We start from the raw sequence: 21,625 nt of genomic DNA, 5'->3' as shown, positions 1-21,625 counted from the left end.
CGCGCACGCGGCGAATTGATCTGAGCGACCTGACAAGACTTCACGCAAACGAGGACAGCATGGCAGCGGTACAACTGAACGGCATCTACAAGCGTTATGGCGACACCCAGGTCGTGCACGGCGTCGACCTCGACATCGAAGACGGCGAATTCGTCGTGCTCGTCGGTCCCTCGGGTTGCGGCAAGACCACGGTGATGCGCATGATCGCCGGCCTCGAAGACATCTCCGGCGGCGACCTCACCATCGGCGGCACGCGCGCGAACGCATTGCCGCCGCAGCAGCGCAATATCTCGATGGTGTTCCAGAGCTACGCGCTGTACCCACATCTGTCGGTGTACGACAACATCGCGTTCGGTCCGCGCATTCGCAAGGAGCGCGAGAATGGTTTCAAGCCGCGCATCGAAGCCGCCGCGAAAATGCTCAACCTGTCGAGCTACCTGGAGCGCTTGCCGCGCGCGCTCTCGGGCGGCCAGCGCCAGCGCGTCGCCATGGGGCGCGCCGTGGTGCGTGAGCCCGCGCTGTTCCTGTTCGACGAGCCGCTTTCGAACCTCGACGCCAAGCTGCGCGTGCAGATGCGCACCGAGATCAAGGCGCTGCACCAGCGTCTGCGCAACACGGTGGTGTACGTCACGCACGACCAGATCGAGGCGATGACGATGGCCGACCGCATCGTCGTGATGAACGCGGGGCGCATCGAACAGATCGGCCGCCCGCTCGACCTCTACGACAAACCGGGCAACCTGTTCGTGGCGAGCTTCCTCGGCTCGCCTTCGATGAACTTCGCCGAGGGCACGGTGATGAGCGACGCGCGCGGCACGGCGCTCGTGCTCGAAGACGGCGTGCGTATTGCGCTGCCGGAAGGCAAGGCCCAGGCGGGGGCGCGCGTGACGCTCGGCGTGCGGCCCGAGCACATCGAGGCGGGCGGCGACGTGCCATTCACCGTCGATGTGATCGAGCCGACTGGCGCGGAGACCCACTTGTACGGGAAAATAGGCGCGACCACATGGTGCGTCACCACGCGCGCGCGCCCGGACGTTTCTCCGGGCCAGCGCATGACGCTAGGTTTGCCTTTGGCGCACCTGCATCTGTTCGATACTGAAAGCGGCAAGCGGCTCGATTGAAGCGGAAGCACGCATCGAAACTGGATAGCGGGCCCTCATGTGAGCAGAACCTGGTATCTTCCACGGGAAAAACAGCTTGCCGGTCTCCAACCTGATCCATCACATCCGCAATGTCGCGGAGTCGCTGCGTCCCGCCGAGCGCAAGGTCGCGGAGATGGTGCTCGCCGACATCGACTTCGCCATGCGCGGGAGCATCACCGAACTCGCGTTGCGCGCGGACGTGTCCGAGCCCTCCGTCACGCGCTTTTGCCGCGCGGTGGGCGCGCACGGCCTGCGCGACTTCAAGATGCGGCTCGCGCAGAGCGCGGCGGGCAACGTGCCCTTCGCGCTCGCCACCGAGATGACGGGCGGCGAGGCAAGCGGCGCCGGGTGGGCCGGCGAAGTCGGCACCCTGCTCGACAAGGTGACGGAGTCGGTCGTGCAGGGCGTGACCCACGCGCGCGCTTCACTCGATACGGCGGTGTTCGAGGCTGCCGTCGCGGCGCTCTCCAGCGCGCGTCGCGTGTACTTTTTCGGCGTGGGCGCGGGTTCTGGGCTCGTTGCGCAAGACGCGGCGCTGCGCCTGCTACGGCTCGACATCGCCGCGAGCGCGTTCACGGATGCGCATCTGCAGCGCCTTTACGCGGCGCTGCTCGAACCTGGCGACGTGGCGTTCGCGATCTCCCAGTCGGGGCGCAGCGTGGAAGTGAACGAGAGCATTCAGATCGCCAAGGAGCGCGGCGCGACGACCATCGCGCTCACGAGTGCGGGTTCGCGTCTCGCGTGGGTGGTCGATATTCCACTCTTGCTGCGCGTGCCCGCCGCGAGCGATGCACACGCGCCCGCCGTGGTGCGCATCGCGCATCTCGCGGTGCTCGATGCGCTCGCGCTAGGCGTGTCGCTCGGGCTCGGGCCCAAGGCGCTTGCCAAGATGCGCGACGCGCAGGCGCGCAGCGATGGCGCGCCCGACGATGCTTCCACGGTCGGCACACCCGAAGACGGGCGTTGACGCGTTGAAGCTTACGCAGCCGCAGCGCCTTCGCGCGGCTTGAGCTTCACCGGCACCGTATCCGGCACCATCGTAAACGCCTGCACTTCCTGAATCTTTGCGGGATCGATCGCCAGTTCGATCGTGAACGACTTCATCAGCATCGAGAGCGCGAGGCGCATTTCCACCGTCGCGAGATGGCGGCCAGGGCACACGCGCGGCCCGGCGCCGAACTGCAGATACGCGCGCACGTCATGGGCTTTTCCATCGTCGGCTTCGCGTTCGCCGCGCCTCATCCAGCGCCACGGATCGTAGCGCAGCGGATCGGCGAAATGCTTCGCGTCGAGCATGGCGGGACGCGCGACGAAGAACATGCGCGTGCCCTTGGGCAACGCCACGTTGTCCACCACGACATCTTCGAGCGGCTCGAACGAATGCACCGACGCCACCGGACGCAGACGCGTGGCTTCGATACAGATCGCCTCGAAAATATCGAGGTCTTTCAACGTGGCGTAGTCGGGACAGACCGTCGAATTGCCGAGCACGCGTGAGGCTTCGTCGCCGAGATGCCGCTGCAAGGCCGGATCCGTGGCGAGGTAGGGCAGCGTCCACGCGATAGAGTCGGCGGTCGTGTCTTCGCCCGCGATCAGGAGCGTGAGCACGTTTGCGTGGATCTGCGCGTCGCTGATGGTCGTCTCACCGCCCGGCGCCTGCTGTTGCGAGAGCATCGCTTCGAGCAGATTGCGCGGCGCATCCGACGGCTCGTCGCGCATGCGGTCGCGGGCGCGCGCCATCATCGCGTTGACGTAGCGGTGCACTTCCTCGAGCGAGCGCTCGAGCTTGCGGTCCGCCGGCAGTTTGACATATCGCCAGTACGGAAAGAGCGCGTTGGTGCGCCTCATCACGCCCGGCAGGATGCGCTCCAGGTGCTCCTGAATCACGCCGTGATCGCGCTCGAGCGTGCGCGGATCTTCGCCGAACGCGAGCGCGCTCGTTACGTCCACGGTGTAGCGCTTGAGGTCGTCGGTCATCTCGACGGTTTCGCCGCGCTCGGCCGCGCGTTGCCAGCGGGTGTGAAGACGCTGCGTGATATCGGCCAGCGTGGGGTAGAACGCCTTGATGTTGGGTATCGAGAGCGCCTGCATCACGAGCTTGCGTTGCGGTTCCCACGCAACGCCTTCTGCCGAGAAAAGGCCGTTGAAGCCCATCTCCTCGAACACCGCTTCGATGGGCTGATAGCGGCGGAAGCGATGCGGACGCTCGCGCATGATCTGCTGGATCAATTCGGTATCGGTCCAGATCGTGATGGGGATGCCGCCCACCTGGAAGCGGTAGGGCGCGCCGAGTTCGGCGGCCCATTGCTCGAGGATCAAATGCAGACGCGGTGGCGAAAGCTGCAGCAGATTGCCGACGAGCGGCAGGCCGCGCGGGCAGGGCAGGTCGGCGATCTGGCGCAATGCTTGTCCGGTGGATGCCGTGCTCATGGGGTGGTTCTCATCATGTGGTCGTTTTTATATCGCGTGCGAAAGGCGCTCATAGCGGCGCGGCCGCCGCGCCTTCCATGTAACCGAAGCGCCGCGAGAGGCGTTCCGCGGCGGCGATCAGCAGTTGCGTTGCCGTGCCTTCGCGTGCGATGTCGAGGCTGCCGGAAGGGCCCATCACCGCGAGCACGAGGCACACGCCGCCGGTGTGGTCGAACACGGGCGCGGTCACGGTGCTGATGCCGGGAATGGGTTTGTCGAGCGCCGTGTCCACGCCCTCGGCGCGAATCGCGGCGAGCCGCGCGAGGTAGGCGGGCGTGGCGCCTTCGCGCGGCTTCGCGCCAGCGAGCCGCAGTTCGTCCTGGGCGAGGAAGGCTGCGCGCACATCGTCGTCGACCCATGCGGCGAACACGCGACCGATCGACGTGTTCACGAGCGACATCACCGTGCCGGGGCGCAGGCTCACGTGCAGCGGCAGCGCCGATTCTTCGAGGCGCACGACGGTCGGGCCGAGCGGCCCCGGCACCGCGAGCGCGACGCTCATCGCGGTGGCGGCGGCGAGGCCCACCAGCTCGGCATCGGCTTCGCGAACCGGCGAAAGACGCGCAAGGCCGATCAGGCCAAGTTCGAGACTGAGCGGTCCCGCTTCGTAGCGGCCAGCCGCGTCGCGCGCGAGCAGGCCGATCTTCTGCAGGCTCACGAGGTGCGGGAAAGCCTTGGCGGGCGCCATCCCCGCGGCGGCGGCGAGGTCGCGCAGCGGCAAGGGCGTGCCCGCCGCGACGAGCGCGGCGAGCAGCTCGCCCGTGACATCGAGTGACTGGATGCCGCGTTGCGGTTTGCCGGCGGCTTCGGCTGCCATGCCGGTTGCGGCGTCTTCGCCGGCGGCTTGCGTTGCGTCGTCGCGCGCAGGCCTGGAGCTTACTCGGGGCATGTCGGTGTCGATGAAAAAGCGGCGGCGGTGATTTCGGCAGCGGCGTCGCGCAGCGCGCGCACGACCGCGCCGTTCGCGCGCACGTCGATCACGCCGGTCGCGCCGATAGCGGTGAGGGTGAGGCTCAGTTCTTGTCCGGGGCCGAGCACGGGCACGCACACGCTGCTGACGCCGGGGCTGGGCGCGTCGATGGCGAGTTCGTAGCCGCGTGCACGGATGGCGTCGAGCGAGGCGAGGAAGGCGGCATCCGGCGTGCTTTCCGGGGGCGCGCCGGCGGCACTGGCCACGTGGCTGGTGCCGCGCCACACCGGCTGCGCGGTTTGCGTGGCCCATGCGGCTTCGAGCGCCTCGGGCGCGAGGAACGCACAGAACATGCGGCCCGTGGCCGTGGCCCGCAGCGACATCACCGTGCCGACGTGCAGGTTCACGTGCAGCGGCAGGCTCGCATGCTCGTAGCGCACGATAGTCGGCCCTTGCGGCCCGGCAATGCATAGCGCGACGCTGCAGTTGAGCGCCTGCGCGAGCGCGGCGGCGCGCGGCACGGCCTCGCGCAGCGCCGGTTGCTGCGCCAGATGCAGCAGGCCGAGGCGCAGCGCGAGCGGGCCGGGTTCATAGCGCCCCGAAAGCGCGTCGCGCTTGATGAGCCCGAGGCGCGTCAGGCTCACGAGATAGGCATGCGCCTGGCTCGACGGAATGTCGCCGCTCGCCGCGAGTTCGGTGGCGCCAAGCGGCGCGCGCGCGTCGGCGAGGGCGCGCAGCAGGCGTCCGCCTACTTCCACGCTCTGGATGCCGCGCTGCGTGCGGGCGGCCGTCGCGCTGCTTTCCGGCGCGGACGCAGCGCTTTCATTGCGACGTCTCATTGCGCTTTTCTCTGGCTGAAAAAGGGTCCATGTTAACTGAACGGCGGCAGGCGTACGGGCTGCAGCGTGCTTTGATCGGAAATTAGCATATAGCGATGTAATTCGCTATTGACAAATAAAAGCGGGAAGACCATGATGGCCTCACCCCGGCACAACAGCGGTCCAATTCAATTTCAAACGGGGCGAGACAACCCGGGCTGGCGCCCAACGCGCCCGGCCCGGACGCGCTTCGCCCCGCCCCGGCTTCAAGAGCCCCTCGATACGGAGACTCAACATGGCAAAGGCGTTCGCATCCCAGGCCGACCTCGAAGAAAAGAAGGTCACCTTCACGCAGCTCTCGGAAAACGCATACGCGTACACCACGGAAGGCGACCCCAACTCGGGCGTCATCATCGGCGACGACGGCGTGCTGATCGTCGACACCACGGCCACGCCCGCCATGGCGCAGGACCTCATCGCGAAGATTCGCACCGTCACCGACAAGCCCATCAAATACGTCGTGCTCTCGCACTATCACGCGGTGCGCGTCCTGGGCGCTTCGGCGTACTTCAAGGAAGGCGCGCAGCAGATCATCGCGAGCCGCGGCACGTATGAAATGATCGTCGAGCGCGGCGAAGCCGACATGAAGTCGGAAATCGAGCGCTTCCCGCGCCTGTTCGCGGGCGTCGAAACGGTGCCGGGCCTCACATGGCCCACGCTCGTGTTCGAGAAGGAAATCACGCTGTTCCTCGGCAAGCTCGAAGTGAAGATCGCGCACCTCGGCTCGGGTCACACGAAGGGCGACACGGTCGTATGGCTGCCGCAGCAGAAGGTGCTGTTCTCGGGCGACCTCGTCGAATACGACGCTGCGTGCTATTGCGGCGACGCTCAACTCGCCGAGTGGCCCGCCACGCTGGAAGCGCTGCGCTCGCTTGGCGCTGAAAAGCTCGTGCCGGGCCGCGGCCCCGCGCTGCTCAATCCTGCGGAAGTCGACAAGGGTCTCGATTACACGAAGGACTTCGTGACTACGCTGCTCGCGCAAGGCCGCGCCGCCGTGGCGCAGAAGCTCGACCTGAAAGGTGCGATGTCGCTCACGCGCGAGGCAATGGACCCGAAGTTCGGCCACGTGTTCATCTACGAGCATTGCCTGCCGTTCGATGTGACGCGCGCATATGACGAGGCGAGCGGCATTACGCATCCGCGCATCTGGACGGCACAGCGCGACAAGGAGATGTGGGACGCGCTGCAGGACTGAAGCGACAAACGTCTGGAATACGTGGCAGGAGACAAGAATGATCGACTATCAGACGCTGACCTTCGACTACGCGCGATGCAGCGAACAAACTCCGGACGCCGCCGTGTGCGTGCATCCGGTCGTGGTGGTCGGCGCGGGGCCAGTGGGTCTCGCGACGGCCATCGACCTCGCGCGGCAAGGTGTACCGGTGGTGCTCGTCGACGACGACTGCACGCTTTCCACGGGGTCGCGCGCCATCTGCTTTTCCAAGCGCTCGCTCGATATCTTCGACCGCCTCGGCTGCGGCGACCGCATGGTCGAAAAGGGCGTGAGCTGGAACGTCGGCAAGGTGTTCCGCAAGGACGAACTCGTCTACACGTTCAACCTGCTGCCCGAAAGCGGCCATCATCGGCCGGCTTTCGTGAATCTTCAGCAGTACTATGTGGAAGGCTACCTGCTCGAACGTGCGCAGGCGTTGCCGAACCTCGAAATCCGCTGGAAAAACAAGGTGACGGGCGTCGCGCAGCATGGCACGCCGGGCGCCGCCGATGCGCACGTCGCGCTCGAAATCGAAACGCCCGACGGCCCATACACGCTGCTCGCGCGCTACGTCGTGGCCGCCGACGGCTCGCGCAGCCCGCTGCGCAAACTGCTCGGCCTCGACAGCCACGGCCGCACCTTCAAGGACCGCTTCCTGATCGCCGACGTGAAGATGGAAGCGGACTTCCCCACCGAACGCTGGTTCTGGTTCGATCCGCCGTTCCATCCGAACCAGTCGGTGCTGCTGCATCGCCAGCCCGACAACGTCTGGCGCATCGACTTCCAGCTCGGCTGGGACGCCGACCCGGTGCTCGAAAAAACGCCCGAGCGCGTGATTCCGCGCGTGCGCGCGCTGCTCGGGCCCGACGTAAAGTTCGAGCTGGAGTGGGTGAGCATCTACACGTTCTCGTGCCTGCGCATGGACAGCTTCCGCCAGGGCAACGTGCTGTTCGCGGGCGACTCGGCGCATCTGGTTTCGCCGTTCGGCGCGCGCGGCGCGAATAGCGGCTTCCAGGACGGCGAGAACCTCGCATGGAAGCTCGCGATGGTGCTGGAGAACCACGCGCCCGACGCGCTGCTCGACACCTACGCGAGCGAGCGCGAATATGCAGCCGACGAAAACATCCGCAACTCCACGCGCTCGACCGACTTCATCACGCCCAAGAGCGCGGTGAGCCGCGTGTTCCGCGACGCCGTGCTCACGCTCGCCCGCGAGCATGCGTTTGCGCGGCAACTGGTGAACAGCGGCCGGCTTTCCGTGCCGGCGGTGTTGCGCGAATCGACCTTGAACACGCCCGACGAAGAGACGTTCGACGGACAGATGGAGCCAGGCGCTTCGTGCGCAGACGCGCCGGTGCAAAACGTAGCGGGCGGCGAAAGCTGGCTGCTCGCGCATCTGGGCGACCAGTTCGCCGGCCTCGTGTTCAGCCGCGCGGGCTCGGCGTTCGATACCGCGACGCTCGACACGCTGCAGGCGCTCTCGCGTTCCGCGGTGCCGCTCAAGTTCGTGGTGATGCTCGAAGGCAACGCGGCTGTGCCCGCGGGTCTGCCTGCATCGACCGCGGTGCTGCGCGACGTGCACGGGCTGGCGGCGCAGCGCTACTGCGCGCAGGACGGCGCGTTCTATCTGATTCGTCCGGACCAGCACGTGAGCGCGCGCTGGCGGCGCGCCGATGCGGCGCGCGTGCAGAGCGCGCTCAAGCGGGCGCTGTGCGTGCAAGGCACGGCATAGAGGAACGAGGAGGCAACCATGCTGAACACCCAACCGAATCTGGCAAGACCGGACGACTTTTATGAAGCGCTGATCGACATGCATCGCGATCTCGACGAGGCGCAGAGTCAATCTGTCAATGCGCAGCTGATCCTGCTGCTCGCGAACCACATCGGCGAGCACGAAACGCTGATGCAAGCGCTTCGCTTCGCGCGCGCAGGCGTGAGCGCGCCGGCGAGCAACGGCGACACGGGAAAACTTGCGGCGTGAAAGCCTGAAAGAGACCGATAGCGTTGACACATGCGGCCAGTGCGAACTGGCCGCATTCATTTGCCCCACCTAATTCATCGCCCATTTGCGGCACTTCTCGCGCAAGCAATCGTTTGCGTTTGCAAAGCGCGCATGACACCTCGGCGCACTGGCTCGCGCCACCGACTTTCGGCATGCTTTCCACGCGTGCCATCTATGCAAGCTGATTCAAGAACGCCTTGGGAAACGCCGTAAACGCGACACATAGCACTCACTTCGCAAACGCATAAGATAGTCAGACAAATGCGGGCGATGGAATCGTTTTCCGGGGATACAACTTGAATCGCAGCAGTCAAACATGGTCGCGTACGGCGGCGCCGGGCGAGGTCATTTATTCGGAAGGCTTTGCAGGCGAACGGTTGATCTTCGTGATCGCCGACGGCAAGGTCGAAATCTCCACCCGCTGCGACGACAAGAAAGTCGTGATGGCCACGCTCGGACGCGGCGAATTTTTCGGCGAGACTGCGCTGCTCAGCGCGGAACCGCGGCCGAACACGGCGAAGGCGCTTAGCTTTTGCCAGCTGACCGTCGTGCCGGCGACTCTCATCGAAGAGGAACTCGAACGCGTCACGCCGATGCTGCGCCATGTGGTGCGCACGCTCACGCGGCGCGTCAAGGCGAAGGACGATCTGCTCGCCACCTACACCCATGCGGACTTCATGCCGGGCGTACTGTCGTACGCGCATGTGCTCGCGCTGATTGCAGGGGCGAGCGATCGCGCCGAAGGCGGCGATACCTGGTCGCGACAGGGCGCGAGTGGTGCCGAAGTGAGCGTGCCGCTCGCCGACGTCGTGCAGAAATGCCGTGCCGTGGCCGGCCATTCTCGTCCGCATGTGATGGCCATGCTCCGGCGCATGGAGAAGCTCAATCTCGTCGCGATGCAAAGCGGGCAGGCCACGCATCTCGCCAACAATGCGGCAGCGGCAGAAGGCGCGTTGGGCCGCCAGGTGGTGACGTTCGACCCCGTACGCATCGTGGAGCGCGCGACGCAGGTCGCAGACAGCGATCTCGATGTGTCGATCAACAGCGAACTCGAACTGATCGAGCTGGGCGATCTCGAAGCGCTGATCGGCGTGGAGCGCAAGGTCATTCTCAACAAGCTCTCGCACGCCGAAATCGCCGATGAGGTCTTCGCGTTCCGCAAGTCGAAGGTGCTGAACTTCGTCGAGCAAAAGGGCGTGGCGTATTTCTCGAAGCGCACGGGGCGAGGCTCGGGCGAACTCAAGTCGCTCGACGATCTGTTGTTCGTCGATCAACGCACGCTGTTCGAAGCCGTGAGCGCACTCGATACCTACGATCTCGCGAAACTGCTCGCCTCGATCGAAGATCAGGCCGTATCCGAGCGCCTGCTCTCGGTAATGGCGGACGCACGCAAGAATGAAGTGTCGTGGGTCATGCGCCGCGACATCAAGATCGATCCCGTGGAAGTCGAAGATATCGAGCAGCGCCTGCTTGAAGCGGTGCGTGCACTCAAGTCGCCTGGCGGACGCCAGGCAGATCGCTGAGTTGGGAGACACGCATGGATCTGCTTACCCTGATCGGTATCGCCATTGGCGCGCTCGCTGTGGTCGCGGGCTTCTCGCTCGAAGGCGGCCATTTCGTCACGCTGCTCCAGCCCGAGGCGCTGGCCATCGTGCTGGGCGGCACGCTCGGCGCCGTGATGATCCAGAACACGTGGGCGCGCTTCTTCGACGCCATCAAGCATTTGCGCATGGCGTTCGTGAAAGCGCCGCGCGTCGATGAAGCGAGCCTCGCCGCCGTGCTGGAGTGGGGCGATCAGGCCAAGCTCAACGGACTGCTCGCATTCGAGTCGATGGACCGGCAGGGCATTCATCCGTTCGCGCGGCGCGGGCTCGAATTGCTTGCGAGCGGCGTTTCGACCGCCGTGCTCGAAGATGCGCTCCAGCGCGAACTCGAAGCCTCCGGGCGCAAGCACATGGCGGCGGCGCGCGTGTGGCAGCAGGCGGGCGGCTATGCGCCCACGTTTGGCATTCTCGGCTCGGTGCTCGGCCTCATTCAGGTCACGGGGCATCTGATCGAGCCTGCCGAACTCGGGCCCGGCATTGCCGTGGCCTTCATCGCCACGCTGTACGGACTTGCTTTCGCGAACCTCGTTTTTCTGCCGCTGTATGGCAAGATACGCGCGCATATCGAAAGCGAACTGCGCCTGCGCAAGCTCTATCTCGACGGCCTGCTCGCCATTTCGCGCAAGGAGTCGCCGCACACGATCGCCACGCGTCTCGCTGGCGAGGTGGGCGGCAAGAGCGGCGGTTTGCAGGGCGAAGCGAACGTATGGGCGCTGGACACCACGCACGCGAGCTGACCGCCCATGCTTTCCGATAAAGACTTGCCGCTCACGGCACAATTCGATCACGACGAGGACGAGAGCGGCGAATCGAGTTCCGGCCGCTGGCTCATTTCCTACGCGGACCTGATCACGACGCTGATGGTGCTGTTCCTCGCGCTCTACGCGATGCAGCTGGCGAAGCATAAGGAATCCGAAATACGATCGGCAGCGCAATCGACGAGCACGGCGGCAGCGGCCGTGAAAATGCCCGCCGTCGATCAGGCATTGCTCGCCGCGCTCGAAACGCTGCGCCAGCGCGGCGAAATCACGATCGTGCCGGCGGCGCGCGGCGTGGAGATCGGCATCAACGCGAAGATCCTGTTCAACGCGGGCGATGCCACGCTGCTGCCCGAATCGCTTGGCGTGCTGGGCCGTATCGCCGAGGTGTTGCGCGCGGCGCCGGCGGGCAACATCCTCGTGGAAGGGCACACCGACAGCACGCCGATCTCGAACGCGAAATTCGCGTCGAACTGGGAACTCTCATCGGCGCGTGCGGGCGCGGTGGTGCGCTATCTGGTCGAGCGCGGCATCGAACCTCACCGGCTCGCTGCGATTGGCCGCGCCGACAACTTCCCGCTCGTGGCAGGCAACGACCCCGCGAGCCGCGCGCTGAACCGGCGCGTGACGCTGATCGTGCAGCGCTGAAGCTCATGCCCTACGCGTGATCGCCAAAGCAAACGCGCGTCACACTTGCATGGACGGCACGTCCTTCATGCAGCGCAAGGCGAACATCGACCGGCTGTGGCGAATGCTCGAGATGCGATAGAGCTTCTCGCGCAGGAAGCGTTCGTAACCGGCGGTGCCATCGACCGCCACCTTGATCCAGTAGTCGTACTCGCCGGAGACGAGATAGGCCTCCAGCACTTCGGGCAGCGCCGCGAGTTCTGCGCCGAAGCGCGCGAGTGCGTCGTCTTCGTGACGGTCGAGCGTCACTTCCAGAATCACGATGTCGGCGTAGCCCAGCTTTTGCTGGTTCACGAGCGCGACATAGCCGTCGATATAGCCATCGGCTTCGAGCTGGCGCGTGCGGTTCCAGCACGCCGTGGTGGACATGCCCACTTGCTCGGCCAGTTCGGCGTTCGAAAGTCGGGCGTTCTTTTGCAGGGCGCTGAGGATCTTGCGGTCCTGGTTGTCGAGTGCTTTCGGCGGGCGTTCACGAGGGCTCATGGCGAAAAAGAATCTTGTCCAGGTTGTGGCCATTTTAACGGAAGAAGATTCCGTCAATTGGCCAATTCTGCCTGAAAACCGGAAGCCTGTACACGCTATTCCCCGGTATATTTTCCGCATGCCTTCTTGCCTGGCACGACCCACGCGGCCACCTCCCCGCAGTGGGAAGCGCCGTCGCAGCCACGAGCCGCGGCGGTCCGTCAGGGCCGTTCCCGTTGCATTCTGCGGCGGCTACCGGGCGTTGCGTGCGTTCACCGCGCTGCCAGCAATGTCCGGTCAGGCAGATGGCATGTGAAAACCGCGCTTTCGCGCGGTTTTTGTTGCCCGTTTTCGATACCCGTTTTTAATAACCCCGGCGACCCCGAGCGCCGTTCGTCATCCGTCTTCGCCAGCACGCCCCGCAATGTCGATCCAGCTGTATCTCTCTTTTCTCGCCGCCGCGCTCGTCCTTGTCTACACGCCCGGTCCCGTCAACGTGCTCACAATGAGCCAGGCGCTCCATGCCGGCTGGCGTCACGCGCTGCCCTGCGTCTGGGGCGGCACGCTCGCGGTGCTCCTCCAGCTCGCGGTGACGGCGCTGTGCCTCAATTCGCTGCTGCTCATTAGTGAGCATTCACTTACGGTCTTGCGATGGCTGGGCGCGGCCTACCTTGTCTGGCTGGGCGTCAAGCAGTGGCGCAGCCGCTCCTTGACGGGCACGGATGCCCCTGCCGAAGCCGATGGCGCGAGCCGTCGCGATTTGTTCTGGCGCGGATTCGCGACTTCCGGGCTCAACCCGAAGACCTTGCTGTTCTTCCCGTCGTTTTTCCCGCAGTTCATGAGCGCCGATGCGCCCTGGAGCGCCAATCGTCAGTATTTGCTACTGGCGGCGACGTTCGCGCTGCTGTTTGCGGGCGGCGTGGCTTCGATGGCGCTGTTTTCGCACCGGCTGCGCCACGTGCTGCAGCGGCCGAGGCGCATGCGCGCCGTGAATCGCCTGATGGGCAGCCTGCTCGTGGGTATGGGCGCGATGATGGCCGGCTTGCGCTGAGCGGCAGGCGGCGGATGGCTCGCGCGGGCGCGCGAACCGGCTGGCGTGACGCGGGTTTGGCGCGCGGCGATGCTTAAGGCGAGGTGGTCGATGCGGCCGGCGCTGCGGTCGGCATGGCCGCTGAGCGTGTTGCCGATTCCGCTGGCACGCTCTGGGTGCCGGAGATCGTCGAGGCCGAGGCGAGCGTTTGTGCCGTCGCTACGCTAGCCGGCGCCGCCACGGGCGTCGCGGCATTGTGAGTGGTCACACTCGTCGCGAGCGCCGCAGATTGCGGGTTTGCCGCAACCGGCGCCGGCACACCCATGATCGCCGCCGCGGTTGCGGCGCCGTGGTCGACCGGTGCGGATGCACCCGGCGCAGAAGCGGCAGGCGCGGGCGCCGCCGTGGCAGGCGCCGGCGTTGGCGCGGGCGCAGCCGGTGGCGCTGTCACAACCGGCGCGGCCGGCAGCGCGTTGCTGTGCAACACCGCCGCACCCGTCGCGGCAGCCGCAGCGGCGGCCGCCGGTGCGGCCGACCCCACCGTGGTCGCGGCGGGTGCGGCGCTTGCCGTGACCGGCTCGATCGGCGGCGGCAACGGCGAAATCTTGATCGCGCCGCCGCCCGGCACAGGCTCGCTGCGTGCCGAAGCGCTCAAATAGCGCCCCACCAGATCGAAGAAGCGCGAGTAAAACGGGCCCGACTGGATCGTCTCGCTCGAAATCTTGACCATCTCGTCGCTGTTCGAGCGAATCGGCAGCGAAACCGACCCCAGAATCGAGAGCCCCACGCTCGCCGAGGTATCGCTCTTCTTGAGCGCGTAGCCGTTCTGCACGGCGTTCACGTACACCATGCTCGTATTGCTCGCGTCGCCCGGCGTGCAGACCACGTGCACCTCCACGACGATGTGCTGATCCAACGTCGGCTGGAAGTTCTTCGTGGCGTCGACGGTGTCGTCGCGCGTCATCGTCGTCATGTAGCCCTGACTCAGCAGTGCGCGGCGCGACGATTCGCAGGCGTCAGTGCTCGCGTAGTTGAAGCTGCGCGAGAACTGGCTGGGCGCGGTGCTCAGCAGCTGATCTTCCTGGAACTTGGGCTTGGGCGAGGAGCACGCGCCGAGCGCAGCAGCCAGCGTCACCGTGATGACGGCGAGAGCGGCGCTGCGAAGCGGGACGGGCAAACGAGGGAAAACTTTTAAAAAACGGGACATATTCGGGGCAAACAGGGCAGCAATGCGGCATTGCATCGGACGGCATGCATTGTAGTTCGGTTCCGCTGCGCACGACCGAACGCTCGTTTTTTCGAGGCATTTCGAAAGCCGGACGAAGGCGTCTCGAAGCTTACATCCCACATGACAAAAAAAACGGGCTTCCGCCCAACGCGAAAGCCCGTATCGAGCCGGCGCCCGGGACAGCGAGCGGAGAAGAGAACCCGCTGGCGTGCGCCGCAGCCGGGTACCGCCGGCTGTTCTGTGCGCGATGCGCCAAATCGTCCGAGCCACACTTGGCGCCGCGCCCGCAACGCGGCGTGAGTGGGGGCTCACTTCATCGGTTCACTTCGTCGACTTACTTCGTGCCGACCGTCGTGAGCGGCTGCCACTTGCCGTTCACGACCTTGTAGACCGTCACGCCGCCGTATTTGAGGTCGCCGTACTGGTCGTAGGCCAGCTCGTTCGTGGTCACGCCCTTCATCTCCGTCGTTTTGAGCAGACATCGACGTGATGAAACGCATTCTCGCGGTGTACGACGCCGCTTCGTCGCCCGCGGAGTGGGCCGAATGCAACCGCCAGTTCCATCTCGCGCTGTGCGCGCCCGCGAATAACGCGCGGCTGCGCAAGATGATCGAGGAGTACTGCCTGAGCACGACGAATCGATATCCGCACCTGCGCATGTCGCTCGATACGCAGAAGAACGAGGTGCAAAGCGATCACTACGCGATCGTCGATGCCTGCAAACGGCGCGACGTGGATGAAGTGGTGGCGCTCATCGAGCGGCATATTCTCGACACCAGGCGCGAGGTGATGGCCGCGGCGCGGCTGGCTGGTCTGGATAGCTAAGCGTTTCTTCTCGCTGCGCAGAATGGAAAAACGGCGAGCGCCCATAAGGACGCTCGCCGTTTTTCTTGAAGCAGACTTGCGTGTGCAGCGCTGCGCTTACACCGCCATTTCGGGCGGCGCCTGGCGGAAGCACCGCGTGATCCAGCCGAGGTACACGAGGCCGAGCACGAACCAGATCACGCCGAGCACGATGGCGGTCTTTTCGAGGCTGCACAGCAGCCAGATGTCGGTCACGGCGCCGATCAGCGGGAACACCAGACCGCCGAGCAACCCAAAGCCACGCGTGCCCGCCGCGCCGCTGAAGTACTGGCGGATCACGCACAGATTCACCGAAGTGAACGCGAGGAACGCGCCGAAGTTGATGAACGAGGTGGACGTGGCCACGTCGAGCTTCAGCGCGATCAAACCGACGATACCGGCAATCGCGATGTTGATCGCAGGCGTGCGAAAGCGCGGGTGGATGTAGCCGAAAATCGACTTCGGCAGCACTTCATCGCGGCCCATCGCGTAGAGCAGACGCCCCACGCTGGCCTGCGCCGAGATGCCCGAGGCGAACTGCGCCAGGATCAGGCCCGCGAGGAAAATCGTCACGAAGATATCGCCGCCCACTTTGCGAGCGATTTCGAACGCGGCCGAATCGGGGTCCTTGAACACGGCGCCCGGGTGCGCGAGCTGCAGCGTGTACGCGGCGATCACGAAGATCGCGCCGCCCACCAGCGCGATCAGCACGATGGCGCGCGGGATGGTCTTTTCGGGCTCGATGGTTTCCTCGGTGAGCGTGGAAACGGCGTCGAAGCCGAGGTACGAATACGCGGCGATCGCGGCGCCCGCCATCGTGGCCGAGAGCGGCACGTGCGGCTGGAAGAACGGCTGCGCCGTGATGAGCCCGCCCGGGCCTGCGGCCGCGGAGGCGTAGTGCAAACACAGGACAACGAACATTGCTGCGATGCCGAGCTGCACGATCATCAGCACGATGTTGAAACGCGCGGCAAGTTCGATGCCGATGACGTTCAGCACACTCGTGAGCACGATGAACGCGACGATCCAGATCCACGTGGGCACGCTCGGAAACGCCGCGCCAAGATACGCCGCGCCGATCAGCCAGATCACCATCGGCAGGAAGAAGTAATCGAGCAGTGTGGCCCAGCCGATCATGAAGCCCAGGTGCGAATTGAAGCTCTTGCGCGTGTACGTGTAGGCCGAACCCGCCACCGGGAAAAGACGCGCGAGCTTGCCGTAGCTGAGCGCCGTGAAGACGATTGCGACTAGCGCGATGAGATACGCGAGGGCGGCGGTGTCCTGGCTCGCGCCTGCGAGCACGCCGTAGGTGCCGTAGACGATCAGCGGCGCCATATAGGCGAGGCCGAACAGGAGCACGGACGGCAGGCCGAGCGTGCGCTTCAGGTGAGGTTCTTGAGTGCCGCGTTCATGCGACGGCGAGGCAGGCTTCATGATGCAGTTGTCTCCTGGGTGCTGCGGTTCTGGCAGGCATGGGCGAGCCTGGCGAGCCGCGCAGGGCGGCTTGCCGGATCGCTGGTTGCCGGGCTTGTTACCGGGTATTAGTGCTACGCGTCTTTAACGCGTGCGCGGGCGGATGTTGAGCGAGCGACGGCCTTGCGCGTCGTTCTCGTCCGCAAGATTGAGCGCAATGCGTGCGTCGTGCAGATAGCTGTAGTGTTCGCGGCTTTGCGCGAGCAGCGCGCGATCCACTTTCGCGTGCAGCACCGCGTCTTCGTTCTTCAACTCGCAGAGCACGTCGCCGAACGGGCTCACGAGCGCTGTTTCGCCGGGGAACGTGAGGTTGTCGTCGCCGTCGCCGGTGCGGTTCACGAGCGCGGCGAACATCTGGTTCTCCATTGCGCGCGCAACGATCGCGCGGCGATGCACGGGGCCGAACGGATCCATATTGCCGTTCGTGACGACGAGCATTTCCGCGCCGAGCGAGGCCACGGCGCGCGCCGTTTCGGGAAACTCGATGTCGTAGCAAATCAGGAGACCCACGGTCATGCCCTTGAATTCGCACACCTCGAAGCGGTCGCCGGGCGTGAATACGCCCACGTCCGTGGCCCACAGATGCGTCTTGCGGTAGCGCAGCGCGATGTCGCCGCGTTCGTCGATCAGCACCGTCGTGTTGTAGAAGCGGTCGCCGTCGCGCTCGGCAAGGCCGACCGCCACGCCGATCTTCGCGGCGCGAGCGGCGTCACGGACTTTGCTCAAAGACGGACCTTCGAGCGATTCGGCTACGTCGCGCACGTTTTCGCGGGTGGGAAAGCCCGTGAGCGTGGCTTCGGGGAAGACGATGAGATCGCTGCCTTCATGGCTTTTGGCCATAGCGTCGAGTACGCGGGCGAGGTTGGGAGCGACTGCGCCGTCCACGATCGGGATCTGCGCGAGTTCGAGTTGCATGCCTGTCTCCTTCCTTATGTATTACGTAAAGCACCGCGTGGGCGTCTGGAGCCGCTATTATCTCCACGTTATTTTTGTCGAGAAATTACCCTGCAGGGGTACCCTGATCGGAGGACCCATGGAGCCCCTCATGGAACTGGACTGGCAGGACCGTGCGTTCCATCACCATATCGCGACGCTGATCGACGCCCTCGACGGCCCCGACTTCTGGACCCGCATGACGCGTGTGATCGAGCGCTTCGTCGCGTTCGACAACTGGGTTGCGCTCGTCTTCCGGCGCGATCGCGCGCCGCTCGTATGCGCCGAGTCGCCCATGCCCGACGGCACCGTGGATCTCTTGTTCCGCGCGTATCTGGAGGGGATGTACCTGCTCGATCCGTTCTATCTGAACGCCAGCGAAAAGCCGCGCGCAGGACTCGTCACGCTGGCCGAAGTCGCGCCCGATAATTTCCGCATGACGGATTACTATCAGCGCTACTTCAAGAGCAACATCATCGGCGACGAAGTGCAGTTCAACGTGCCTCTCGACGAAGCGCGCACGCTGATTTTCTCGCTAGGCGCAAAGCACCATTACACGGAGCGCGATATTGCGTTGTTCGCGATGTTCGCGCCGTGGGTGATCGCGCTCATGAAGCAGCGGCTTGCGTATGAGACGTTTGCCGAGGGTGTTGCCGAGGCAGTCGCGTCTGACGTATCTGAAGCCGACAGCGCGGCGCAGCAGGGGCAGTTGAGCGAGGCGGGCTTTGCGAGCCGCATCGAGGCGGTCACGCAGCAAAGCGGACGCGTGCCGCTCACCGCGCGCGAGATCGAAGTGGTGCGTTTGAGCCTGAGCGGTTTTTCCACGCGCGCGATTGCGGAGCGGCTCGCCATTTCGTTCGAGACCGTGCGCGCGCACAAGAAGCATATTTACGCGAAGCTCGGCGTGAGTTCGCAGTCGGAGTTGTTTGCGCTTTTCTACGAGCCGCTCGGGCGCGCGGGCGTATGAGCGCCGCGCGCCTTTGAATGGGCGCGTCAGAACTCGACGAGCGCGAAGTCTTCCTTGCCCACGTCGCAGAGCGGGCAGCGCCAGTCGTCGGGCACATCGGCCCAGCGGGTGCCGGGAGCGAGGCCGTCGTCGGGGGCGCCTGCCGCTTCGTCATACACCCAGCCGCAGATCACACAGACCCATTGCTTGAGCCCGTCGTCGGCGCTGGCCGCAGCCGTCGAGGCGCTTGAGGAGGCCTCGGGCGTGGCGCCTTCGGGCGGGGTGTCGAGCGCGACGACGAGCGGCGCTGCGGTGCTGTCGCGTTCAGCGAGCTTGCTTTGCAGCGTGGCGAGCAGCGCGGCGGCTTCGTCGGCGGTGAGGTCGATCCAGTACGGGTCGCCTGCGCCGTCATTCAGGCGTTCAGGAGAGAACTGGATTTCGAGGGCGACGCCTTTCTTGTACATAAGCGAAAACGGTTGGCTTGATGCCCCGGACGCGCTGCGCTTACAGGAAGTAGCGGAACAGCAGCGAGGCCGCGATGCCGCCAGCGCCGATCAGCGCGAGCATTTGCAGGAGCGTGATGGACTTGCTGGACTTGGCGTTCGAAGCCGCGGGACGGGTGGTGGTGTTCATAGGGTGAATTTGCGGCGGCGTGGGTTGCGATTTCGATTGCGCCCCGAAAAGTCGCCATCATCGGCATGACGGCGGCAGAGCGCGGCGGGGGAGTTTCGCACGATTTCGCATCGGCGGGGGCATTTGCGGGGCGACTGTGCGCACGCGCCGCAGATTTCGTCCCCGGCAACCTGCGCCGCACAGCGGCATCGATTATCGCCGCTAATCTGGGCCGGATTCCTGAGCGCGCGGAGATGGTTTATTTCGCAGGCGTTGAGAGAAGCGGCTCACAACTGCAGCCAGCGCCGTTCGACATACGAGAACAGCCAGCTGACCGGCACCGCGCACGCCATGCCGATGGCGACCTGCGCCACGCGAAAGAGCGCGACGTCCCACACTGGTCCGTTAATGGGCACGAGCAGCACGATCGTGGTGGTGATCGCGCCCAGTCGCGCGGCGGTGCTCACGCTCAGGCACCAGCAGCCGATGATCACCACGCTCACGGCGACGAGGTAGGCCGCGAGATTTTCCGGGCCGAACGCCGCCGTCGCGAGCCCCACCGCGCCGCCCGCAATCGCGCCGATGAACTGGTCGCGCGACTGCGCAAGCGTATCGGCGTAATCGTGCTGGGTGACGGCAATCGCCGTGATCGCGGCCCAGAACGCTTGTTCGGTGTGGAGCGCGCGGCCGATGCTGTATGCAAGGCCTGCCGCGCACACGGCGCGCATCGCCATGAGCGTGCCTTGCGCGGCGCGACTCTTGAGCGGCAGGCGCTTGAGCGTGCCCAGCGCCGATTGCTGGAGCGAAGTCAGATAGGCGTAGAGGTTGTCTTGAGGGTCGTGCATTGCGCGTGATCGGTCGTAAGGAGAACGTGAGGCTGGGCGGGCGCGTTGCCAAGCATATCAAGCCGTGTTTGCAATATGCGGATCGTCGGGCAGGCGATGCATGCGCAACGGCGTCGCCGCGTGGCGCAGGAGCGAGACAAAAAAAGGCGCGATGCCAACTGGCATCGCGCCTTTCTACAGCCAAAAAACCGTGCGTTACTTCCTGTCGATCGAGATCGCGCCCGGACCCGTTACCGCGAGTGCGAGCAGGCCGCCGGCGATGCTGATGTTCTTGTAGAAGTTGATCATGTTCGCCATTTGATCGGCGCCCGTCATGGTCCAGAAGTGATGGCCGATGAAGGCCGTCGCAACGGTATAGATCGCGAGCAGCACGGCGAGCGGCCGCGTGTAGAAACCCACGAGCAGCAGGATGCCGACCGCGAACTCCATGATCACGGCGATGACGGCCGACAGCATCGGCACGGGCGCGCCCACGTGCGCCATGTAGTCGACCGTGCCCGAAAAGCCGGTGATCTTGGACCAGCCGAACAGGATGAACAGGGAAGTCAGCAGAATGCGTGAGACCAGCAGCACGACGTCGTTGCCCGGCCCGAACAGGTTGTATCGCATGGTTTTCTCCGAATAAGTTTTAAGCAGTTCACTACGTATCAGTTCGCGCTTTGCCGGGCGGCGGCCCACTTTGAGTGAATGGACCGCCGCGCGCCGGTCTGCGCAAGCATAACCTCAGGCGCAACGCCGAAGTCAGGACCAGAGCTCCGACACTTCGATATTACGCAGATCGAACACGAGGACCTCTGCATCGTGTCCGTCGCTGAAGCTCAACTCGCGCTCGGCGCGGATGCGCGCGCCGTCGCCCTCGCCCAGTTCCACGCCGTTCAGCTTCACGCTGCCGCGCGCCACGTGAACGTAAGCGTAGCGGTCGGCGCCCACTTCGATCTTCGCCGTTTCCGCGCCGTCGAGGCGGCCTGCATAGACGCGTGTGTCCTGGCGCAGCAGCAGCGAGTCGTCGGCGCCGTCCGGCGAGAGGATCAGGCGGAACTTGCCGCGCTTTTCCTCATCGGCGATGTTCTTCTGCTGGTAGCGCGGTTGCGCACCCTTCACGTTCGGTGCAATCCAGATCTGCAGGAAGTGCACCCCTTCGTCGGCCGAGTGGTTGAACTCGCTGTGCGCGACACCGGTGCCGGCGCTCATCAGCTGCACGTCGCCGGGAACGATCACCGAACCCGTGCCCATCGAGTCCTTGTGCTCCAGCGCGCCTTCCAGCACGTACGAGAAGATTTCCATGTCGCGGTGCGGGTGCTTGCCGAAGCCGCGCGCCGGGGCCACGCGGTCGTCGTTGATCACGAGCAGGTCCGAGAAGCCCACTTGCTTCGGATCGTAGTAGTTGGCAAACGAAAACGTGTGACGCGAGCTGAGCCAGCCATGTTCACCGCGGCCGCGTTGGTCTGCCTTGCGAAGTTCGATCATTTTCGTCTCTCCTGTCGGGCCGAGTTGGCGCTTTAGCGCCTTACCCTGGCCCCATTGGGTTGATGGGATTCGCTTGATTGGTTGCGATGGAAGAATTTTAGGTCAATCAAATCGACTGGAATC

Annotated in this window: 23 protein-coding genes and 1 pseudogene; 11 read left to right on the top strand and 13 right to left on the bottom strand. The window is 65.1% G+C overall.

Features of this window, described 5'->3' with window-relative positions:
* Positions 1 to 59: 59 nt before the first annotated feature.
* Together ACOJB8_RS01220 and ACOJB8_RS01215 are read left to right on the top strand one after the other, a co-directional pair.
* Positions 60 to 1,121 carry an ABC transporter ATP-binding protein gene (locus ACOJB8_RS01220; protein ID WP_069261603.1) on the top strand — a complete coding sequence of 354 codons (1,062 nt, stop codon included), beginning with the start codon at positions 60 to 62 and terminating at the stop codon, positions 1,119 to 1,121.
* Between the two features lie 76 nt (positions 1,122 to 1,197).
* Positions 1,198 to 2,109 carry a MurR/RpiR family transcriptional regulator gene (locus ACOJB8_RS01215; protein WP_069261604.1) on the top strand — a complete coding sequence of 304 codons (912 nt, stop codon included), beginning with the start codon at positions 1,198 to 1,200 and terminating at the stop codon, positions 2,107 to 2,109.
* Positions 2,110 to 2,120: 11 nt separating this feature from the next.
* Here the strand turns inward: ACOJB8_RS01215 and ACOJB8_RS01210 are convergent, their stop codons facing one another.
* Genes ACOJB8_RS01210 through ACOJB8_RS01200 form a run of 3 tightly spaced genes read right to left on the bottom strand, consistent with a single transcriptional unit; the run spans position 2,121 to position 5,360 of the window.
* Positions 2,121 to 3,572 (bottom strand): cytochrome P450, encoded by a 1,452-nt coding sequence (locus ACOJB8_RS01210; RefSeq protein WP_475010656.1) that lies wholly within the window; start codon positions 3,570 to 3,572, stop codon positions 2,121 to 2,123.
* A gap of 49 nt (positions 3,573 to 3,621) precedes the next feature.
* Complete coding sequence (locus ACOJB8_RS01205; protein ID WP_475010944.1) at positions 3,622 to 4,428, bottom strand: IclR family transcriptional regulator; 807 nt, start codon at positions 4,426 to 4,428, stop codon at positions 3,622 to 3,624.
* Positions 4,429 to 4,487: 59 nt separating this feature from the next.
* Entirely contained in the window at positions 4,488 to 5,360 is an 873-nt protein-coding gene (locus ACOJB8_RS01200) for an IclR family transcriptional regulator (RefSeq protein ID WP_368606051.1), read from the bottom strand.
* 274 nt (positions 5,361 to 5,634) lie between these two features.
* Here ACOJB8_RS01200 and ACOJB8_RS01195 point away from each other — a divergent pair, with 274 nt between their 5' ends.
* The 6 genes from ACOJB8_RS01195 to ACOJB8_RS01170 all read left to right on the top strand — a co-directional run bounded on the left by ACOJB8_RS01195 (position 5,635) and on the right by ACOJB8_RS01170 (position 11,624).
* The gene (locus ACOJB8_RS01195; RefSeq protein WP_475010653.1) at positions 5,635 to 6,594 is read left to right on the top strand and encodes an MBL fold metallo-hydrolase; all 960 of its coding nucleotides are present in this window, start codon (positions 5,635 to 5,637) and stop codon (positions 6,592 to 6,594) included.
* A gap of 37 nt (positions 6,595 to 6,631) precedes the next feature.
* A complete protein-coding gene (locus ACOJB8_RS01190; RefSeq protein ID WP_475010650.1) occupies positions 6,632 to 8,344 on the top strand; it encodes an FAD-dependent oxidoreductase in 1,713 nt (570 codons plus the stop codon).
* 18 nt (positions 8,345 to 8,362) lie between these two features.
* The gene (locus ACOJB8_RS01185) at positions 8,363 to 8,593 is read left to right on the top strand and encodes a DUF2783 domain-containing protein (RefSeq protein ID WP_069261610.1); all 231 of its coding nucleotides are present in this window, start codon (positions 8,363 to 8,365) and stop codon (positions 8,591 to 8,593) included.
* A gap of 317 nt (positions 8,594 to 8,910) precedes the next feature.
* The gene (locus ACOJB8_RS01180; RefSeq protein WP_475010647.1) at positions 8,911 to 10,137 is read left to right on the top strand and encodes a Crp/Fnr family transcriptional regulator; all 1,227 of its coding nucleotides are present in this window, start codon (positions 8,911 to 8,913) and stop codon (positions 10,135 to 10,137) included.
* Positions 10,138 to 10,151: 14 nt separating this feature from the next.
* Complete coding sequence (locus ACOJB8_RS01175; RefSeq protein WP_368682480.1) at positions 10,152 to 10,955, top strand: flagellar motor protein; 804 nt, start codon at positions 10,152 to 10,154, stop codon at positions 10,953 to 10,955.
* Positions 10,956 to 10,961: 6 nt separating this feature from the next.
* Entirely contained in the window at positions 10,962 to 11,624 is a 663-nt protein-coding gene (locus tag ACOJB8_RS01170; protein ID WP_475010643.1) for an OmpA/MotB family protein, read from the top strand.
* A gap of 39 nt (positions 11,625 to 11,663) precedes the next feature.
* Here the strand turns inward: ACOJB8_RS01170 and ACOJB8_RS01165 are convergent, their stop codons facing one another.
* Positions 11,664 to 12,146, bottom strand: a complete 483-nt coding sequence (locus tag ACOJB8_RS01165; RefSeq protein ID WP_028202732.1) for an Lrp/AsnC family transcriptional regulator — start codon at positions 12,144 to 12,146, stop codon at positions 11,664 to 11,666.
* A 403-nt stretch (positions 12,147 to 12,549) separates the two neighbouring features.
* On the opposite strand from ACOJB8_RS01165, the gene ACOJB8_RS01160 reads away from it, so the two are divergent.
* Complete coding sequence (locus tag ACOJB8_RS01160) at positions 12,550 to 13,176, top strand: LysE family translocator (RefSeq protein ID WP_475010640.1); 627 nt, start codon at positions 12,550 to 12,552, stop codon at positions 13,174 to 13,176.
* Positions 13,177 to 13,249: 73 nt separating this feature from the next.
* Here the strand turns inward: ACOJB8_RS01160 and ACOJB8_RS01155 are convergent, their stop codons facing one another.
* On the bottom strand, positions 13,250 to 14,332 hold the full coding sequence (locus ACOJB8_RS01155; protein ID WP_475010638.1) for a DUF2242 domain-containing protein: 1,083 nt from the start codon (positions 14,330 to 14,332) through the stop codon (positions 13,250 to 13,252).
* Between the two features lie 385 nt (positions 14,333 to 14,717).
* A pseudogene (locus tag ACOJB8_RS01150) lies at positions 14,718 to 14,861 on the bottom strand (branched-chain amino acid ABC transporter substrate-binding protein); the annotation flags it as partial.
* An 11-nt stretch (positions 14,862 to 14,872) separates the two neighbouring features.
* On the opposite strand from ACOJB8_RS01150, the gene ACOJB8_RS01145 reads away from it, so the two are divergent.
* The gene (locus ACOJB8_RS01145; protein ID WP_475010943.1) at positions 14,873 to 15,208 is read left to right on the top strand and encodes an FCD domain-containing protein; all 336 of its coding nucleotides are present in this window, start codon (positions 14,873 to 14,875) and stop codon (positions 15,206 to 15,208) included.
* Positions 15,209 to 15,304: 96 nt separating this feature from the next.
* On the opposite strand, the gene ACOJB8_RS01140 is transcribed toward ACOJB8_RS01145, so the two are convergent.
* Complete coding sequence (locus tag ACOJB8_RS01140; protein ID WP_342946802.1) at positions 15,305 to 16,660, bottom strand: APC family permease; 1,356 nt, start codon at positions 16,658 to 16,660, stop codon at positions 15,305 to 15,307.
* A gap of 123 nt (positions 16,661 to 16,783) precedes the next feature.
* Positions 16,784 to 17,614 carry a carbon-nitrogen hydrolase family protein gene (locus ACOJB8_RS01135; protein ID WP_069261617.1) on the bottom strand — a complete coding sequence of 277 codons (831 nt, stop codon included), beginning with the start codon at positions 17,612 to 17,614 and terminating at the stop codon, positions 16,784 to 16,786.
* Positions 17,615 to 17,744: 130 nt separating this feature from the next.
* Here ACOJB8_RS01135 and ACOJB8_RS01130 point away from each other — a divergent pair, with 130 nt between their 5' ends.
* Complete coding sequence (locus ACOJB8_RS01130; RefSeq protein WP_069261618.1) at positions 17,745 to 18,599, top strand: helix-turn-helix transcriptional regulator; 855 nt, start codon at positions 17,745 to 17,747, stop codon at positions 18,597 to 18,599.
* 26 nt (positions 18,600 to 18,625) lie between these two features.
* Here the strand turns inward: ACOJB8_RS01130 and ACOJB8_RS01125 are convergent, their stop codons facing one another.
* The 5 genes from ACOJB8_RS01125 to ACOJB8_RS01105 form a co-directional block, all read right to left on the bottom strand.
* Positions 18,626 to 19,042: a rubredoxin gene (locus tag ACOJB8_RS01125; RefSeq protein ID WP_475010631.1), complete on the bottom strand. Its 417-nt coding sequence runs from the start codon at positions 19,040 to 19,042 to the stop codon at positions 18,626 to 18,628.
* Between the two features lie 40 nt (positions 19,043 to 19,082).
* Positions 19,083 to 19,211 (bottom strand): hypothetical protein, encoded by a 129-nt coding sequence (locus ACOJB8_RS01120; protein ID WP_342946800.1) that lies wholly within the window; start codon positions 19,209 to 19,211, stop codon positions 19,083 to 19,085.
* A 266-nt stretch (positions 19,212 to 19,477) separates the two neighbouring features.
* Entirely contained in the window at positions 19,478 to 20,035 is a 558-nt protein-coding gene (locus tag ACOJB8_RS01115) for an FUSC family protein (protein ID WP_069261619.1), read from the bottom strand.
* A 195-nt stretch (positions 20,036 to 20,230) separates the two neighbouring features.
* Positions 20,231 to 20,644, bottom strand: coding sequence for a DoxX family protein (locus ACOJB8_RS01110; protein ID WP_042268447.1), 414 nt, complete (start codon positions 20,642 to 20,644; stop codon positions 20,231 to 20,233).
* A gap of 132 nt (positions 20,645 to 20,776) precedes the next feature.
* Positions 20,777 to 21,502, bottom strand: coding sequence for a pirin family protein (locus ACOJB8_RS01105; protein WP_342946799.1), 726 nt, complete (start codon positions 21,500 to 21,502; stop codon positions 20,777 to 20,779).
* Positions 21,503 to 21,625: the final 123 nt, after the last annotated feature.

It is taken from the genome of Paraburkholderia sp. BR10141 (genome assembly GCF_056155635.1).
This window is presented reverse-complemented; position numbering and strand designations above follow the sequence as displayed.

Excerpts from the sequence above, each read along its gene's own strand:
- ACOJB8_RS01185 (WP_069261610.1), top strand. The coding sequence starts at position 8,363 with ATGCTGAACACCCAACCGAATCTGGCAAGACCGGACGACTTTTATGAA.
- ACOJB8_RS01175 (WP_368682480.1), top strand. The coding sequence starts at position 10,152 with ATGGATCTGCTTACCCTGATCGGTATCGCCATTGGCGCGCTCGCTGTG.
- ACOJB8_RS01145 (WP_475010943.1), top strand. The coding sequence starts at position 14,873 with ATGAAACGCATTCTCGCGGTGTACGACGCCGCTTCGTCGCCCGCGGAG.
- ACOJB8_RS01125 (WP_475010631.1), bottom strand. The coding sequence starts at position 19,042 with ATGTACAAGAAAGGCGTCGCCCTCGAAATCCAGTTCTCTCCTGAACGC.
- ACOJB8_RS01190 (WP_475010650.1), top strand. The coding sequence starts at position 6,632 with ATGATCGACTATCAGACGCTGACCTTCGACTACGCGCGATGCAGCGAA.
- ACOJB8_RS01115 (WP_069261619.1), bottom strand. The coding sequence starts at position 20,035 with ATGCACGACCCTCAAGACAACCTCTACGCCTATCTGACTTCGCTCCAG.
- ACOJB8_RS01160 (WP_475010640.1), top strand. The coding sequence starts at position 12,550 with ATGTCGATCCAGCTGTATCTCTCTTTTCTCGCCGCCGCGCTCGTCCTT.
- ACOJB8_RS01130 (WP_069261618.1), top strand. The coding sequence starts at position 17,745 with ATGGAACTGGACTGGCAGGACCGTGCGTTCCATCACCATATCGCGACG.
- ACOJB8_RS01135 (WP_069261617.1), bottom strand. The coding sequence starts at position 17,614 with ATGCAACTCGAACTCGCGCAGATCCCGATCGTGGACGGCGCAGTCGCT.
- ACOJB8_RS01165 (WP_028202732.1), bottom strand. The coding sequence starts at position 12,146 with ATGAGCCCTCGTGAACGCCCGCCGAAAGCACTCGACAACCAGGACCGC.
- ACOJB8_RS01195 (WP_475010653.1), top strand. The coding sequence starts at position 5,635 with ATGGCAAAGGCGTTCGCATCCCAGGCCGACCTCGAAGAAAAGAAGGTC.
- ACOJB8_RS01200 (WP_368606051.1), bottom strand. The coding sequence starts at position 5,360 with ATGAGACGTCGCAATGAAAGCGCTGCGTCCGCGCCGGAAAGCAGCGCG.
- ACOJB8_RS01140 (WP_342946802.1), bottom strand. The coding sequence starts at position 16,660 with ATGAAGCCTGCCTCGCCGTCGCATGAACGCGGCACTCAAGAACCTCAC.
- ACOJB8_RS01170 (WP_475010643.1), top strand. The coding sequence starts at position 10,962 with ATGCTTTCCGATAAAGACTTGCCGCTCACGGCACAATTCGATCACGAC.
- ACOJB8_RS01105 (WP_342946799.1), bottom strand. The coding sequence starts at position 21,502 with ATGATCGAACTTCGCAAGGCAGACCAACGCGGCCGCGGTGAACATGGC.
- ACOJB8_RS01205 (WP_475010944.1), bottom strand. The coding sequence starts at position 4,428 with ATGGCAGCCGAAGCCGCCGGCAAACCGCAACGCGGCATCCAGTCACTC.
- ACOJB8_RS01220 (WP_069261603.1), top strand. The coding sequence starts at position 60 with ATGGCAGCGGTACAACTGAACGGCATCTACAAGCGTTATGGCGACACC.
- ACOJB8_RS01110 (WP_042268447.1), bottom strand. The coding sequence starts at position 20,644 with ATGCGATACAACCTGTTCGGGCCGGGCAACGACGTCGTGCTGCTGGTC.
- ACOJB8_RS01120 (WP_342946800.1), bottom strand. The coding sequence starts at position 19,211 with ATGAACACCACCACCCGTCCCGCGGCTTCGAACGCCAAGTCCAGCAAG.
- ACOJB8_RS01210 (WP_475010656.1), bottom strand. The coding sequence starts at position 3,572 with ATGAGCACGGCATCCACCGGACAAGCATTGCGCCAGATCGCCGACCTG.